Source organism: Ulvibacterium sp., assembly GCF_965228935.1.
GTDB lineage: Bacteria > Bacteroidota > Bacteroidia > Flavobacteriales > Flavobacteriaceae > Ulvibacterium.
Genome location: NZ_OZ245846.1, coordinates 5,020,058 through 5,034,988, shown reverse-complemented (window position 1 = coordinate 5,034,988; position 14,931 = coordinate 5,020,058). Strand labels below are relative to the sequence as shown.

At 40.2% G+C, this 14,931-nt stretch carries 13 protein-coding genes; all 13 read left to right on the top strand.

The window, feature by feature from the left end:
• Nucleotides 1-337: 337 nt before the first annotated feature.
• The 13 genes from ACO06Y_RS21160 to ACO06Y_RS21100 all read left to right on the top strand — a co-directional run bounded on the left by ACO06Y_RS21160 (nt 338) and on the right by ACO06Y_RS21100 (nt 14,920).
• Nucleotides 338-2,845, top strand: a complete 2,508-nt coding sequence (locus tag ACO06Y_RS21160) for a DUF4114 domain-containing protein (protein WP_422081041.1) — start codon at nt 338-340, stop codon at nt 2,843-2,845.
• 195 nt (nt 2,846-3,040) lie between these two features.
• A complete protein-coding gene (locus ACO06Y_RS21155) occupies nt 3,041-3,403 on the top strand; it encodes an endonuclease domain-containing protein (RefSeq protein ID WP_422081039.1) in 363 nt (120 codons plus the stop codon).
• A gap of 446 nt (nt 3,404-3,849) precedes the next feature.
• A complete protein-coding gene (locus ACO06Y_RS21150; protein WP_422081038.1) occupies nt 3,850-5,619 on the top strand; it encodes a helix-turn-helix domain-containing protein in 1,770 nt (589 codons plus the stop codon).
• 105 nt (nt 5,620-5,724) lie between these two features.
• Nucleotides 5,725-6,129, top strand: coding sequence for a DUF5367 family protein (locus ACO06Y_RS21145; RefSeq protein ID WP_422081037.1), 405 nt, complete (start codon nt 5,725-5,727; stop codon nt 6,127-6,129).
• Nucleotides 6,130-6,133: 4 nt separating this feature from the next.
• Nucleotides 6,134-6,658: an NAD(P)H-dependent oxidoreductase gene (locus ACO06Y_RS21140; RefSeq protein WP_422081036.1), complete on the top strand. Its 525-nt coding sequence runs from the start codon at nt 6,134-6,136 to the stop codon at nt 6,656-6,658.
• Between the two features lie 217 nt (nt 6,659-6,875).
• Nucleotides 6,876-7,586: a formylglycine-generating enzyme family protein gene (locus ACO06Y_RS21135; RefSeq protein WP_422081035.1), complete on the top strand. Its 711-nt coding sequence runs from the start codon at nt 6,876-6,878 to the stop codon at nt 7,584-7,586.
• Between the two features lie 263 nt (nt 7,587-7,849).
• Nucleotides 7,850-8,887 (top strand): serine hydrolase domain-containing protein, encoded by a 1,038-nt coding sequence (locus ACO06Y_RS21130; protein WP_422081034.1) that lies wholly within the window; start codon nt 7,850-7,852, stop codon nt 8,885-8,887.
• 105 nt (nt 8,888-8,992) lie between these two features.
• Nucleotides 8,993-9,700, top strand: a complete 708-nt coding sequence (locus ACO06Y_RS21125) for a VOC family protein (RefSeq protein ID WP_422081033.1) — start codon at nt 8,993-8,995, stop codon at nt 9,698-9,700.
• A 64-nt stretch (nt 9,701-9,764) separates the two neighbouring features.
• Nucleotides 9,765-10,034 (top strand): hypothetical protein, encoded by a 270-nt coding sequence (locus ACO06Y_RS21120; RefSeq protein WP_422081032.1) that lies wholly within the window; start codon nt 9,765-9,767, stop codon nt 10,032-10,034.
• Between the two features lie 103 nt (nt 10,035-10,137).
• On the top strand, nt 10,138-11,034 hold the full coding sequence (locus tag ACO06Y_RS21115; RefSeq protein WP_422081031.1) for a hypothetical protein: 897 nt from the start codon (nt 10,138-10,140) through the stop codon (nt 11,032-11,034).
• 234 nt (nt 11,035-11,268) lie between these two features.
• A complete protein-coding gene (locus ACO06Y_RS21110; protein ID WP_422081030.1) occupies nt 11,269-12,759 on the top strand; it encodes a serine hydrolase in 1,491 nt (496 codons plus the stop codon).
• 259 nt (nt 12,760-13,018) lie between these two features.
• Nucleotides 13,019-13,681: a CPBP family intramembrane glutamic endopeptidase gene (locus tag ACO06Y_RS21105; protein WP_422081029.1), complete on the top strand. Its 663-nt coding sequence runs from the start codon at nt 13,019-13,021 to the stop codon at nt 13,679-13,681.
• A 360-nt stretch (nt 13,682-14,041) separates the two neighbouring features.
• Nucleotides 14,042-14,920, top strand: coding sequence for a cyanophycinase (locus tag ACO06Y_RS21100; protein WP_422081028.1), 879 nt, complete (start codon nt 14,042-14,044; stop codon nt 14,918-14,920).
• The last annotated feature ends 11 nt before the right edge of the window (nt 14,921-14,931 follow it).

The following is a 14,931-nucleotide window of genomic DNA, read 5'->3' as shown; positions in this document are numbered from 1 at the left end:
AAAGAATTCCTCGGGCTCTGCCCCGGGGTTTCCGGTTTCACCTCTCCTTTGGAGAGGTCAAAACCACGTAAGTGGTTTTGGGTGAGGCAAAATACAGAATTTCGGTTTTTGATCCTTAGGCCAAAATAGAACCTGCGAAATACCTCTATGGCTCTGCCTTGGGGATAGTCGGTTTCAAGAAATTCTTTATTACCTGAAAATCAACGCTATTCACTTGCGAATATCTTATCTACAAAGACAAACGGTTCAACTACAGTAAATGACCATCCACCGAAGTTGACCATAAGACCCTTGTTTTCGTTCGGATATTTGTTCCATAAACTAAAACCTACTTAATATGAAAAATTTTTTACTTCTATTGGCAACTTTGACCTTTCTCGGAACGGGTTACGGTCAGAACTATAATTTCTTGGGGGAGTATACCTCGGACGGTACCCCAAAGTATTTTGACGAAAAGGATGAGGTATCCCAAGAGACTCTGGATCTGATAGCGGATGCCCTTCCCGAGGGATTTCCCGTTCCGGATTACAATCCGCAATATATTACCTCCGGGTATGATACGGATATCGTAATCAAGGAAACCGCCGATGTTTGGGTAACCTTTGTGGGTGAGGGTGCCGGGTATAAGAACGTACTCGGATTTTATACATACGATACGTCCAACCCATCACTGGAAGCACCCAGTCCGGAGGAGATTACCATTGTTTTTCCCAATGTCTCCGCCAAATACAGTGGAGGTAGCCTGGAGGTGGGCCATAAGGTAAAACTTGGCCGTTTCTCTCCCGGTACCTCTATAGGTTGGGTATTATTGGCCAATGGATGGAAGGGAAGAGTTACCTCCGGTCTTTGGCAATTGTATTCCGGTACGCAATATAATCCGGAGCGTGAGGAAAACCTTCGCTATCATAATGTTTTATTGAACGACCCAGACAATGAGCGGATTATTTTGGGATTTGAGGATATCCGAAGGGATTATGCCAGTTGTGACCAGGATTTTAACGACGCCTTGTTCTATATTACCGCTAACCCCTACACGGCCATTGAAACCGCCAATTACAATAAGATTACGGACCACGCGCCCGTAAGTTCGGGAAATGATGGTGGTCTGGAAAGTAATGGGGATTTGGCCCGTTTGATCGCAAAGCGAAATTTTGACCGTAACAAGAGCAACAGCTTTAAGAACACCAAGAAAAGGCAAAGCAAATACGACAAAAAGACGTATAAGTCCCTGGGGGCCAAATCTGGCCAACTGGATGCCTATTTCCCTTCCTCCGGGATGTTCGGTACGGAAACTACCTATGTATCCAGTCCGGAAGATTTGTTGAACATCACCAATGCGGAAAACATCTTTTCCATTGACTATTATGAAGGGACCAGTCGTGTTTCTGCGGCCTTGGCCACCGAGACCAAAGGTAAGGTTTATAACCATACCAAGACCATTTGCGATAGATTGAACGATTCCCAATTGTTGGATGTCCGTACGGTTACCCTTCAGGGTCATGAACTCGTCTATTCCCAACTGCAAAGGGCCAACGGATCCGTGGAGTACGCCTTGACCTTTTCGATTAAGAATGAAGGTACCTCGCAACGTCTCTATAGCTTGTGGAATCTGGATGCCTATCCTAAAGGGGACTATCACAACTTTCAGGTATGGGGCAATAGTATGGGTCAGGTAACTACCTTGGTGAACCATATTCTAAATACCTTGTCCCAGCAAAAAGAATTGAAAACGTTTAAGGGAACGGACATTCTTCCAACCGTCTTTATCAAAAATGGTTACTACAAAGCGGGAAAGTTACACCTAAATGTGGTAAACAAAGTAGGCGCAAGCTGGTTGAATATCGATGGAAACTATAAGGTGAGCGAGCAGAAGCAGGAACGCAATCTGAACAAGATGATTACCCTAAGCGGTGCCTGGGAAGAGGAAGTGATCGTAGATACCGGATATTTGTTCGACATAGGCATATCCATATTGGCCGAGAATTCCTATCAGCATGATGCCATGTATTTGGCGGATGGCCCTTGGGGTGCCGATATGAACCCCAATGTGGATGCCATAGCCGCGTTCGAAATCAAGGAACATTCAGAGGCCATGCCCAAGGAAGGTCATTCGATTGAGCGCAGTGTAAGCGCCAAGGGCGAGGTACGGGAAACCATCAATATTTTCCGAAACCTATTGGCCGGGGATTTGCAATTGGATGTTACAGACTATAACTTTTTACGGTTCAACATTCAAAATGATAGGCCCATAGAGGTTAGCTTGGTGACGGATGCCACGGATCGGTGGGAAGAGCGATTGCGATTTGCCTTGGAACCCCATACCGATATCACGGCCCAAAGTATCGCTTTGGCCGACTTCAAAAACCATGAAGGCAAATCCATGGACTTTACCCAAGTTAAGACCATTGTATTCTCCGTACAGGGGGATTACCAGACCTATGCACCCTTTACTTTGGAAATTGAGGGTATGGCATTAACGAACTCGGATGTCCCCCAAGAAGAAGAGGAAGAGGAAGAAGAAACGGATAAAATCGTGACCATAGCGAATTTTGATTCCGTGGAAAGTGTACAGGTAGACCCAATCATTGAGGAGGTGGAGTTAAAACATTACCCCAATCCCTTTACGGAATATACGGTGGTAACCCTACCTGCCGAAACGGAAAAGGTTGCTGTAAGCTTGACGAATATTGGTGGACAGATTGTATACCAAGACTATCTAGGCACCCAACAAAACAAAAGTGCGGTACGTTTGGAGGTACCAAGGCTACATCCCGGGATGTACGTGTACACCATCATGGACTTTCAAAATGGGAGAACCTACCGTGGAAAATTGATTAAGGAATAGGCAAGACCTTAATATTGATTGGGATCAGGAGTGATGTTTTTAGTGCGATTCGGCCCCGTCTTAGGACGGGGTCGTTTTTTTTCTTTTTCTCTGTTGATTATCAGCTCATTGAAAAGCTATTTATAAGATCCTCCCCTTTTTAAGGGGAGGTGCCGACAGGCGGAGGGGTTCCTAAATAAACAGTACATTTAGTACATGAACAACAAGCTACACAATCGGAAATACCTTAAGGATTTCAGGAAGGAATTGCGGAACAATTCCACCAAGGCTGAATCGAGGTTATGGAAGGTCTTACGCAAAAGGCAGCTCGAGGGCAGGAAATTTAGAAGACAACACAGTATTGGCAATTACGTCGTGGATTTTTATTGTCCTGAAAAGAAATTGATTGTGGAGTTGGATGGTGCGATCCATTATAATTCGTTTAACGAAGCCTATGATTTTAAACGTACCCAGGAATTGGAAAAAATGGGTTTTACGGTAATCCGGTTTGAAAACAGATGGGTCTTTGAACAAATGGATATGGTACTCGATGGGATTCAAAATGCGTTTCGGAGCTAAGTTTTCCAACCACCCCGCCTGTTAGGCACCCTGTGCATTCCTCTCGCCCCGATGTTCATCGGTACTCGTCGGATGCAATATAAGGAGGGGAATCTTTACGAGATCCTTTTTATCTCTTTAGTTATCATATCAATTGAATAGTTAATTCAAAGGTTCTCCCCTTTTTAAGGGGAGCCCGCCTGAACGGAACGGGCAGGATGCTGAAAGCAGAGGGGGTCGAACCGGGCACCACGCCTAAAAAACCTATCCTATGGAAAGACGAAAATGCCCTTTTGTGGACTTTTCTTTGGATACGGAGCAAACGCCTACTTATGTTAAGGAGGAAAGAAGTAGAAATAAATTGTGGTATTTTGCTAAGTGCTTTGACATCAATGTGTATATTTCCCCAAATCGATAATGTAGGTGTAGTTGCGCTGGAATAAACCAGATAATCCATCTTTACAGTCTTGATAAACTCAAAATCCATAGCGGTACTCCCTTTTACGAATAGGAGCTCCGACCCCGATAATGAAAGTTTTTCGGACGGATTGACCGAAGAAATTATCAATTCCCTAACTGGAGTTTCCGGTTTAAAAGTAATAGCAAGAACTTCATCTTTTGCGTATAAAAATGTAAATGAGGATGTTCGGAAAATTGGTGGGGAATTAAATGTCAGTCTCATTTTAGAAGGGAGTATACGCAAGTCCAAGGATAAAATTCGGATTACGGCACAACTCATTAGAACCTCGGATGGATTTCATATCTGGTCTGAAACTTTTGATAGGCAACTTCCCGAAATATTCGAACTACAGGATGAAATAAGCCTTTTAATAGCGGATAAAATCCGGGAGAACTACGGTCATCTGGATGTTGGTGAACAGCTCTTTAAAGTTAGTACTAGGAATGTTGCCGCCTATCAGCATTACCTAAAGGCAAAACAATTGTACAATACTTGGGATATGACGGGTTTTGCCAGTGCCGCCAAGGAATATGAAAAGAGTATAGCAGCAGATCCGACCTTTGATCTACCGTATTTTGGAGCTGGATTAAGCTATAGTTTTTTAGGTTCCTGGGGAACCATGAAAAAGGAAGAGGCCTTTAAGCGGGTGAACCATTTTTTTAGTGCCGGGAATATGCTCAATATTGCGTCCAGTACACGATTTTACAGCATAGCCAAACATTTGTTTTGGGGATTGTGGGAGTTTGACAAAGCCTATAAATCATTGTCCAAGGCCTACGAAATGCTCCCTCAGGACGCCTCCAACAATGAGTTTATGAGCGAAATGAATGCCTTGGTCGGTAATTTCCTTTTGGCCAAAAAACATATTGAGTCCAGCATTGAGATTAATCCCTTATCACCAACACACTACTACACCAAGGCGCAAATTTTATTTTTACAAGACCAACTATCGGAAGCCATAGCTATTTTGGACAAGGGTATCGCCATAGACCCGACATTTTCAATATCGCAAGAGTTGCGCATATCCTGTTCCATCTTATTGGGCCATGAAGATACATTTAGAAAGGCATTGGACTCCTTCAATTTAGACACCGGCAAATTGTTTCATGCCCTATATCGGTTGGTTCATTACAATCAGGATTTTGATGATGATTTACTGCAAAATGTTTACACCTCCCGGTTTAAGCCCTTGCTCGCATGGGATCTTTATGTATTGGTGCACAAGAAAAAATACAATGAAGCACTGGAACTTCTTCGAAAAAAGGTTGAAAATAGAATGGGCCAGGTACTCTATTTAAAATATGATCCTTGGCTAAAGCCACTTTACGGTAATGAAACATTTAGGGAAATCGTGTTGGGCAGCTGTCCTAAAAACAACATCATAACAGCAAGCCCGGACAAAACCAGAAGTATCCGCCTCACAGGATCGGAGGCGGAAGAATTCAGAGAAAAACTAATGGCCGTAATGGAGTCGGAAAAGCTATATCTGGAACCAAAATTGGGACTCAAGGATATAGCGGACAAGGTAGGTCTACATCCGAATAAATTATCCTGGCTTCTCAATGAAATACTCCATAAAAACTTCTATGAATTTGTAAATGAATACAGGCTCAAGGATTTTCAGACTAGGGCCATGGATTCAAAGAATAGGCACTTAAGCATCTTAGGCCTGGCATTGGAAAGCGGATTTAATTCAAAATCCGTGTTCAATGATTTTTTCAAAAAAACGGTCGGCCGGACACCCAAGGACTGGCTAAAACAACAACAAGCACAATGACCCAAAAGTCCTGATGCGCATTCGTACCTCCTAGCAAATTAAAAGGACGACCGATACCCCATCTGTTTTGCAGTTTTGTCCTGTATAATTTTAAAACGCAAAATCATGAAAAGAATACACTTCAAAAACGTCCTAGTGGCTGGATGCATCGCTTACGCCATTGGAGTAGCGGCATTTTTAACCTCATTCTTTATTCCAGTGATGTCGAACCCGGAACATCAGGCCAATGTGGTATTGGCATTTGCCATAATTCCGGCTGCTATTGTCGGGGCAACCTATTATTTGAAAAGAGATCAAGACACAAGTGGAATCGTATTGGGAATCGGTATGTTTTTGACGACCATGCTCTTGGATGCACTGATTACGGTGCCATTTTTTGTAATCCCCCAGGGGGGCGACCACATCGGTTTTTTTACCGATCCCGGTTTTTGGGGTATCGCATTGCTTTATGTAACTGCCGTGACCATTTACGTAAAAAGCAAAAAAAATTCCGCAGTGGCCAAAAAATGAAGCTATGAAGAAGTTAGTAATACTTGCCCATCCCAATATTGACGCATCCATAGTGAACAAAGCCTGGAAAACAATGTTGGAAAAGAATGCCAAGGCATTTGTAGTGCATGCCTTATACGAAGTCTATCCAGACCTAAAATTCGATATAGCAAGAGAACAAGAAGTATTGGAGGCATTTGACGAAATTATTTTTCAATTTCCCATCCATTGGTATAGTACCCCCTTTGCCTTGAAAAAATATATAGATGAGGTATTTGCTTACGGTTGGGCCTTTGGTCCCGAGGGAGACCGACTTAAAGGGAAAAAAATAGGCTTTGCGGTCTCTACCGGCGGCCCGGAGGAGTCCTATAATGCACCAACGGGCATTTCGGTAAAAGGTCTTTTAAACGACCTCCATTTGACCTTTGAATATTGTGGTTGTGAGGTAACGCACCTCCATGTGTTTTATGGAGCAATGTTCAACTATGAAGCTAGATTACTGGAAGAAAATACAAAACGCTATTTGAATACATTCGCAAATAGCAATTGATTCGGATAGCTACTGTAATCTTTATAGCGGTTTGGGGGAACTCAAACCGTTTTTTGTGTTTCCGAACACCTCAGAGGCAGAAAAAGGAGGGAAAGCCCTTTTGTATAGGACAAACCTGTAACTTTGTGTGGCGCAGATAATAGGGAATACGGGATGGCATTGAGGTATTCCCATAATGGATGTATAATCAATGATCATATACCATTGTTAGCTGTTATTGAGTACCACAGAAATTAAACTATCGAAATTGGACATATCAGTCATAGGTGACTTATTCGTTACCATTCCAAATGGATTAGTCAGCATGAGAGATGACAGAAAAAAAGACGCTTGGTCAGTTGATGTGGATTCATTTGAACTCTCCAAATTCCCAATAACTCAGGAAATATATCAAGCAGTAACCAACGAAAACCCCTCCACTTTTAAAGGTGATAGGTTACCAGTTGAAACGGTTTCCTGGATAGAGACAGTGAACTTCTGCAATATTCTTTCTGAATTAATAGGTCAGGATAAATGCTATAAAATCGACCTAGATTCAGAGAAAGTAACAATGAATTTATCATCAAATGGATTTAGACTACCAACAGAAGCAGAATGGCAACATGCTTGCCAAGCAGGAACCCGAAATATCAGATATGGGGAACTGGATGAAGTTGCGTGGTTCAAACATAACTCTAACAATCAAACTCAGGAGGTAGGACAAAAGAAACCTAATAAATGGGGGCTTTACGACATGCTTGGGAATGTTTGGGAATGGTGCTCAGACATTTATGACGAAACAGTTTACGGAACATACCGTGTTTTTCGGGGGGGCGGTTGGTGTGACCAAGAAAGAAGCGTCATGGCAACTACTCGAAGAAGAAGTCATCCTTTCTCCTTTAAAATTGATGACTTAGGATTCAGAATAGCTACAAACACGAAGAAATAACAACAGCTAATACTATGTATAAGGAATGTGCTTATGGGCATTCTACAGTTTGCATCAGTATCGTCCATGAGTCTGCCGCCGAGAAATATTTGTGCGGTTTGGAGACCTACGCTCCCCGGGAATTTTAGATTTGCGAGGGATGTCGGTATCCGAAAGTTTGTGAGCATCGGTAGACTTCACTACTTTAATGCTATCCACAAAATGAGAGCACACGCTTTCTACATGGACGTTATTGGCAATTAGGAAATTTAGAGTCCAGAGTTATGACCAAGAAAAAAACAAAACAAATATTTAGAATAGTGTTATTGCTGGGCACGGCAATTTCCTTATTCTTTGTGCCATGGCTTTTGGTCAAGGCATGGATGCTTCCGCTACCGGATACAGTCCAAGAACAGTTGGATGAAGCTATTGGTCATGGATTTGATGGAATGATCGTTTATGTAGACCAAGCTGGTAAACCATCGCAGTATTTTGCTTCCGGTTGGCATAATCGAGAATCCGAGATACCCGCCAATCCAAACGCATTGTTTAAGATTGCCAGTATTAGCAAGCTATACGATGCTGTGGCCGTTACCAAATTGGTAAGTGATGGGCGGCTTTCTTTGGACAAGACCATCGCGGATTATTTACCGGAACTTGTGGGAAGAATTGAAAACGCTGATAAAATTACCTTGAGGTTGATGATACAGCATAGAAGTGGCATTCCCAATTTTACGGATGCACCGAATTTTTGGGCAGCTCCAACAGAGACCTATGAAGAAGGTCTTGCATTGATCCTGGACAAGCCGGCCAACTTTGAACCCGGTGAAGACTATGAATATTGTAATACAAATTATCTTTTGATCAATAAGATTATGGATGATGTTCTAGGTTATGGCAACTTTCAATTCATACGGGAAGAAATTTTAACTCCATTACATCTCAACAACACCTTTAGTTCCCTGAGCGAAGTAAATGTAGACCATGTGATGAGTGGCTATCATGTAGGATATCCCCATGACTTAAAGACAAGCGATCATGGTATGCACGCCACAGCGGAAGACGTGGGTACTTTTCTGAGGGCATTGAACGATGGCTCATTGTTTAAACCGGGAGAACAGGAAATATATGCTTCCATTTATGAGTATGAACACGGCGGTTGGGTTCCCGGTTACCAGAGTTTCGCAAAATATCACAAAGACCTTGATGCTGTTGTTATCGAGTTCTACAGTACAACCGATCCCAAACTGTACAATTGGAACTTGTCCGAAATCATAAATAACAGAATAGTTAAAATTCTAAAAAGGCAAAAAGGCTCATAACAGGGTATAAAAGGTATTCCCGCTTGCCTGCCCTCCGTACGACTCTGGGAGGCGGGCCGGATGGGTAGGAAAACGCCATTTATACCGACCGCTATAACCTGAATAATGCAAATTAAGGAACTAAAAATATACGCTCGGAACTTCTCGAAACAAGTCGAGTTTTATGCAAAAATAATCGGACTGACCCTAATAGATATATCCGAAAACCAAGCAGTTTTTCAAATAGGTAAATCAAAACTCAAAATTGTTGGGAGCGACAAATTCAAACCCTATCACTTCGCCATAAACATTCCTTGTAATCAAGAAATCCGGGCTTTAAAGTGGCTAAAGGAGCGAGTAGAAATCTTAAAAAACGGGATACACGAAATCCAGGATTTTGACTTTTGGAACGCAAAAGCAATCTACTTTTATGATAGGGATCATAACATTGTAGAATTTATAGCCCGAAAGAACTTGCAGAATGGAACGGAGGAGGAATTTGATGTGAATTCGCTGCTTGAGATTTCAGAAATCGGAATACCTGTAAGTGATATAGAAACCATTTTTAATAGATTAAACGCAATGGCAAATCTTCAAAAGTATGATGGTGGGTTTGAAAGGTTCTGTGCAATCGGAGATGAGAACGGACTGTTCATTTGTATCAATAAACAGCTTAAGGATTGGTTTCCAACAGGGGATAAAGCCCATTCCTCAGCTTTTGCAATTAAATTTAAGGAAAACGAAAGGGATTACGACCTAGAATTTAGTAATGGAGAAATAAAGGCGATAGCTAACGATGAATACGACAAAGGAAAAAGTACTCGAATTATTTGAAACATTCGGAACGGATAAAGATTGGAAATCATTACTGTCAAGTGAGTTAAAATTCACTAGTCCCATGGACAAAGTAAGTGATAAATACAAATTTATTGAATTGGATATCCAATTTAGGCAATTGGTACAAAAGGCTTCGGTTAAATGGATAATCACAGAAGGAGAGCAGGCTTCTGCGTTGGTAGATTATGATATGGCATTACCAAGTGGATATTGCTTAAACATTACCTTTTCAGAAGTAATCAAGTTAGATGATAACAAAATAACATCAATTGAAGTTTTTTTTGATACAACCAAATTTTACGGGTTTTTGTCAAAAATGAAAAAAGAATAAGATAAAATGCTAGAACCAAACTTAAGATGGCCATAGTTCATCCCGATCTCGAGTACTCGGGAGGGACGAAATCATGGCCTAGACCATAAGCAAATATATTTAAATGAGTTACGACCTTTACTTTTATAGGAAAAAAGATAATCCAATTTCAAAAGAGCAAATTCAATCGAAATTCAAGGAAATGATTCCAATTGATATTAGTGAGGTAGACACTCAAATACATTACGAAAATGAACACACCGGAGTTTATTTCTTGATAGATATTAATGAACCAAATACTGAAAAAGAAGATATTGAACTTTTCGACAATTTCGAGGGATTTGAAAATACAGATATAAGTGCATCTATCAACTTTTTGCGACCAGACTATTTTGGCCGGGAAATATTTCCAATTATTAGTTCAATTTGTGAAAAGTTGGATCTATATGTTTTCAATCCACAAGAATTTAATAAAACAAGGGAACTTCCATTAAAATGGTTCTCATCTGAACTTATAGAGCATTGGACCGACCATAACGCTCAAGTTTCGAAACAACAATTCACAGAATTGGAACTCAAATATTACCCGAAAGATAAATCGGATAAAATTTGGGAATATACGAGCATGATTGAGACACTGGAAAATGAAATTGAAGCGGACGTTTACATACCGAATCTCTACATGATTATGAACCAAGAGACCAAGGAAGTTTTTTCATATATGATTTGGACTCAAAGTATTCCCTTTGTTTTACCAAAAGTAGATTTTGTTGTTCTCGTCAAAAGTTATAGAAAACTATTCAAGAAAATAGAAGAAATCGGAATAGTGAAATATCAGGATATTATTTCAAAATTTTCAGACAAGTTTGAGCATTTAGACAATGAAAAAGTTGATTGTTTGATTTTAAAACCAAAAAATGCAGATTTAATAAAAAGGGAATTCAATTTATTTCCAATCTGGAAACCTATTAAAGATTTTGGACCTCAAGTTGGACTTGACAATTTTGTAAATAACAAATAAAAATACATTTGAGAACATTATGTATAGCGCATTGCGGTCAGAGTTTTCATGCTTCTACTTAGCTGAGCACGAGCTCGGAAATTCCAACCTGATTCTCTAATTTAGAGTTACTGCCAAAAAGTCCTTTGAAAGTTTTCAACAACGAAGCCATACAAGGGACCATTATACATTGGTACCACTGTAACAAAAACAAGGGTTGGTTGTCTTTCAATAGAATATTGAAAATAACCCACCATGAAACCCTTTTTTCTCCTTTGTATTCCTTTGTTTTTTTTCGGCTGCACAGAAAAAATTCCTGAAAGCAAATCTAATGCTAAGGTCAGCCCTTTAAGCGCTAGGCTTGACGAGCTCATTCAAACCCAAAAGCAATCCTTTGATGTACCGGGCTTGGCCGTAGGCATCATAAAAGAGGGGGAGATTATATATGCCCATGGGTCAGGGGTCCAGTCATTGGACAAAGGCGATACACTGACCACGAAATCACTTTTTCATATGGCTTCGGTTTCCAAACCGTTTGTGGCGACCGCCATCATGCAACTCGTGGAGCAAGACAAAATTGAGCTGGATAAAAAATTGACCGATTATCTGCCCTATTTCAAAATGAATGATCAACGTTATACGGAAATCACCATCGGTCAAATGCTAAATCATACCTCGGGCATTCCTGACGTTGAGGACTATGAATGGGACAAACCCCAATATGATGAAGGGGCGGCAGAACGGTACGTTAGGACCTTCAAATCGGAAAAACTGGATTTTTCTCCGGGAACAGAATACAATTATAGCAATGCTGCCTTTGATATCCTCGCGGATGTTATTGCGAAAGTTTCCGGGATGACCTTTGAAGCCTATATGGTAAAACACCTATTTGAGCCCATTGGTATGACCAACAGTACATTTTACAAACCCGATGTCCCGGTAGAATTGGCTACGGCACCGCATGTCTTGGGAGAAGGACTAAAAATTACAAAAGGAAATACATATCCCTATAACAGAATCCATGCGCCAAGTTCAACATTGCATTCCAATGTGGAAGATATGCTATTATGGGCCAAAGTAAACCTAAACCAAGGAACCATCAATGGGAAAGAAATATATACCCAAGATTCCTATAAACGGTTGACATCGGGCCAAGTACCAGTTTGGGAAAAAGATAGCGTTTGCCTAAGTTGGTTTACCGGGTGTGTTGGGGATTTTAGGATGCTTAGACATAGTGGTGGCGATGTAGGGTACAGCACATTTTTTGGGTTTATCCCGGAAAGGAAATCGGCGGTGGTATTGATGGCCAATACGGATCTCTTTTGGAGTGCAAATGCAGCCACTCACATCCTGGAAACTGTGCTTTTGGACGAAACCAAGCCTTGGAAGGGCCCCATCCACTTTAAACTAAAGGATTATATCCTAAATGCCGGAATAGAAAAATGCAAGGAGGTCTATTTTAGCGAAAAGGAAAACTTCCCGGAAAAATACATCTTTGAGGGTTGGTGTTTGGATGATTTGGGGTATTGGTTATTGGACAGGGGCTATCCTGAAAAAGCCCTGGACGTATTTCAATTTAATCTGGAACTGGAACCCGATGATTCCGGTTGGGTGGATAGTGTTGGTGATGCCTATCGCGCTTTAAATGACAAGGAAATGGCCATACATTGGTATAAAAAGGCCTTGGAAATGAATCCCGATCAAGACTTTTCTCGAGAGAAACTGAATGCATTGACCAAGAAGTAGTATCCTACTTTTAAATGCTTAGTTCCGTAACAAGGTATAGCAGCGTAGAACAACCTTCAGCGATTTTTGTGCGACGGATGGATATATAAGACCGTTGGCCACAAACGTAAGGGACAGTGCACCTAAATTACGAGGGCTGGAATATCTAAAGCCCACCTTTTACAATTCAACCCGCCTTGACGATAATCCAGCATAAACCGCTTTCCAAGTCAATGGATTAGTTTGATTTTGCACCCATACTAATCTAAAAACTGGAAAGATGAACAAACTGACTTTAAAACAAATCGCAATTCCACTGGTTACTTTGGCCATAATTTGTTTCATGTACTTTGGGCCCATCACCAGGACCATATTTGAAAACCTGATTATTTCTGCGGTAATAATTATCGCTAACTATATTGAATACAACGGAAAACCCTTTGCTGCACTTGGGTTTCAGCGCGAAAAATTCAATGTAAAGAACCTATTGGTTTTTGCCCCATTGACAGCATTTGGCCTATTTGTTTTCTACGTCTTTGCTTTAGTTCCTGGAATCGAGATGCTCACTGGAGTTCCTATTACCTATACAAACACGGCCCAATTAAAAGGTAATCTTCCAACTACCATCACCTGGTTATTGGTAATTTGGGCCACTGCGGCGTTTGGAGAAGAAATTATTTTCCGTGGCTATTTTGTGCGGCAGTTCGTCAAATTCTTTGGCGACAGTAAAATCAGTCTTCTTATTAACATGCTCATCTTTTGTAGCTTCTTTGGATACATGCATATGCAACAAGGAATCACGGGACAAATTGTTGCAACTACGGTAGGAGCGCTCTTTTTTATCATATTCTACCTGCGCAAATACGATTTGTGGTTTATGATTATGATACATGGCTTTTTTAATACCCTAGGCATACTCAGTTTTTACTTTGGATTGGCTTAACCTTCTTTATTAATTTGGTTACCCTTGTTGATGGATCGCTATTTTTATAACCTAGTGGAAAAGTATAAAGCCAGGTGTCCATAATGGCTCTTATGAAAACAGCTAAGGAAGTTTCTCTTAAACCCAAAAACCTTCCCGTACTAAACCTGGACACCTATCCTGCCCAAGAACAACCGTACCATTTTTGTAGGGGGGGCTTTTATATAAGGCAAACCTTTAACTTTGTGTAGTACAGATACTAAGGGAATATGGAATAGCAAATTGAGGTATTCCCATAATGGATATATGATCAATAATTATATACGTTTGTTAGCTACAATGACTTGAAAAAGTTCACGCAATAATAATTAAGAACTTCAAATGTTAAGAATAAAAATACTATTTCAACTTTTTATAATATTACTGTTACCAATTGAAAATTTAGCTCAGGAAAATGAAGTAACCACTGGAAGTAAAAATGGAACACTTATAGCAATTGGTGGTGGAGAAATTGGACACACAAGCATTATGAAAAAATTTCGGAAACTTGCTGGCGGAGATTCCGCAAAAATAGTCGTTATACCAACTGCGTTTGTTAGGAACAATGAAATAGATACTATGTTACTAAAAAGAAATTTCAAAGAATACGGTATACCTAATTTTACTATTTTACATACAAGCGATTCTACTGAAGCAAATACAGATGAATTTGTTAAGCCGATTAAAGAAGCTGGAGGTATTTATTTTACTGGGGGTAGACATTGGAGAATTGCAGATAGTTATTTAAATACCAAAGTACATAAAGAGTTATTAAAATTATTGGACAGAGGTGGTGTAATTGCTGGTTCGTCTGCAGGCGCAACTATTCAAGGTTCTTATTTAGCAAGAGGTGATACAAAAAACAATCAAATAATGATGGGAGACCATGAAATTGGATTCGGATTTATTTCAAATATTGCTATTGACCAACATGTTTTAACGAGAAATCGACAGTTTGATATGTTTACAATCTTAAAGAACAAACCTAAACTTTTAGGTGTCGGAATTGATGAAAGTACAGCTATTATGGTTAAAGGAGATATTCTGGAAGTTATTGGAGAAAGTTATGTTATTATCTATGACCAATCGTTCTGGTCAATAGAATCCAATCCATTTGATGAAGATACTATTAAGAAACTACCAAATAAAGACCAATTATTCTATTTTTTAAAAAGTGGAGATAAATATAATTTAAGAGATAGAAAAGTCATTCGGAATTAAATATTATATAT

Excerpts from the sequence above, each read along its gene's own strand:
- ACO06Y_RS21115 (WP_422081031.1), top strand. The coding sequence starts at position 10,138 with ATGAGTTACGACCTTTACTTTTATAGGAAAAAAGATAATCCAATTTCA.
- ACO06Y_RS21155 (WP_422081039.1), top strand. The coding sequence starts at position 3,041 with ATGAACAACAAGCTACACAATCGGAAATACCTTAAGGATTTCAGGAAG.
- ACO06Y_RS21125 (WP_422081033.1), top strand. The coding sequence starts at position 8,993 with ATGCAAATTAAGGAACTAAAAATATACGCTCGGAACTTCTCGAAACAA.
- ACO06Y_RS21140 (WP_422081036.1), top strand. The coding sequence starts at position 6,134 with ATGAAGAAGTTAGTAATACTTGCCCATCCCAATATTGACGCATCCATA.
- ACO06Y_RS21105 (WP_422081029.1), top strand. The coding sequence starts at position 13,019 with ATGAACAAACTGACTTTAAAACAAATCGCAATTCCACTGGTTACTTTG.
- ACO06Y_RS21160 (WP_422081041.1), top strand. The coding sequence starts at position 338 with ATGAAAAATTTTTTACTTCTATTGGCAACTTTGACCTTTCTCGGAACG.
- ACO06Y_RS21130 (WP_422081034.1), top strand. The coding sequence starts at position 7,850 with ATGACCAAGAAAAAAACAAAACAAATATTTAGAATAGTGTTATTGCTG.
- ACO06Y_RS21145 (WP_422081037.1), top strand. The coding sequence starts at position 5,725 with ATGAAAAGAATACACTTCAAAAACGTCCTAGTGGCTGGATGCATCGCT.
- ACO06Y_RS21110 (WP_422081030.1), top strand. The coding sequence starts at position 11,269 with ATGAAACCCTTTTTTCTCCTTTGTATTCCTTTGTTTTTTTTCGGCTGC.
- ACO06Y_RS21120 (WP_422081032.1), top strand. The coding sequence starts at position 9,765 with ATGGACAAAGTAAGTGATAAATACAAATTTATTGAATTGGATATCCAA.
- ACO06Y_RS21100 (WP_422081028.1), top strand. The coding sequence starts at position 14,042 with ATGTTAAGAATAAAAATACTATTTCAACTTTTTATAATATTACTGTTA.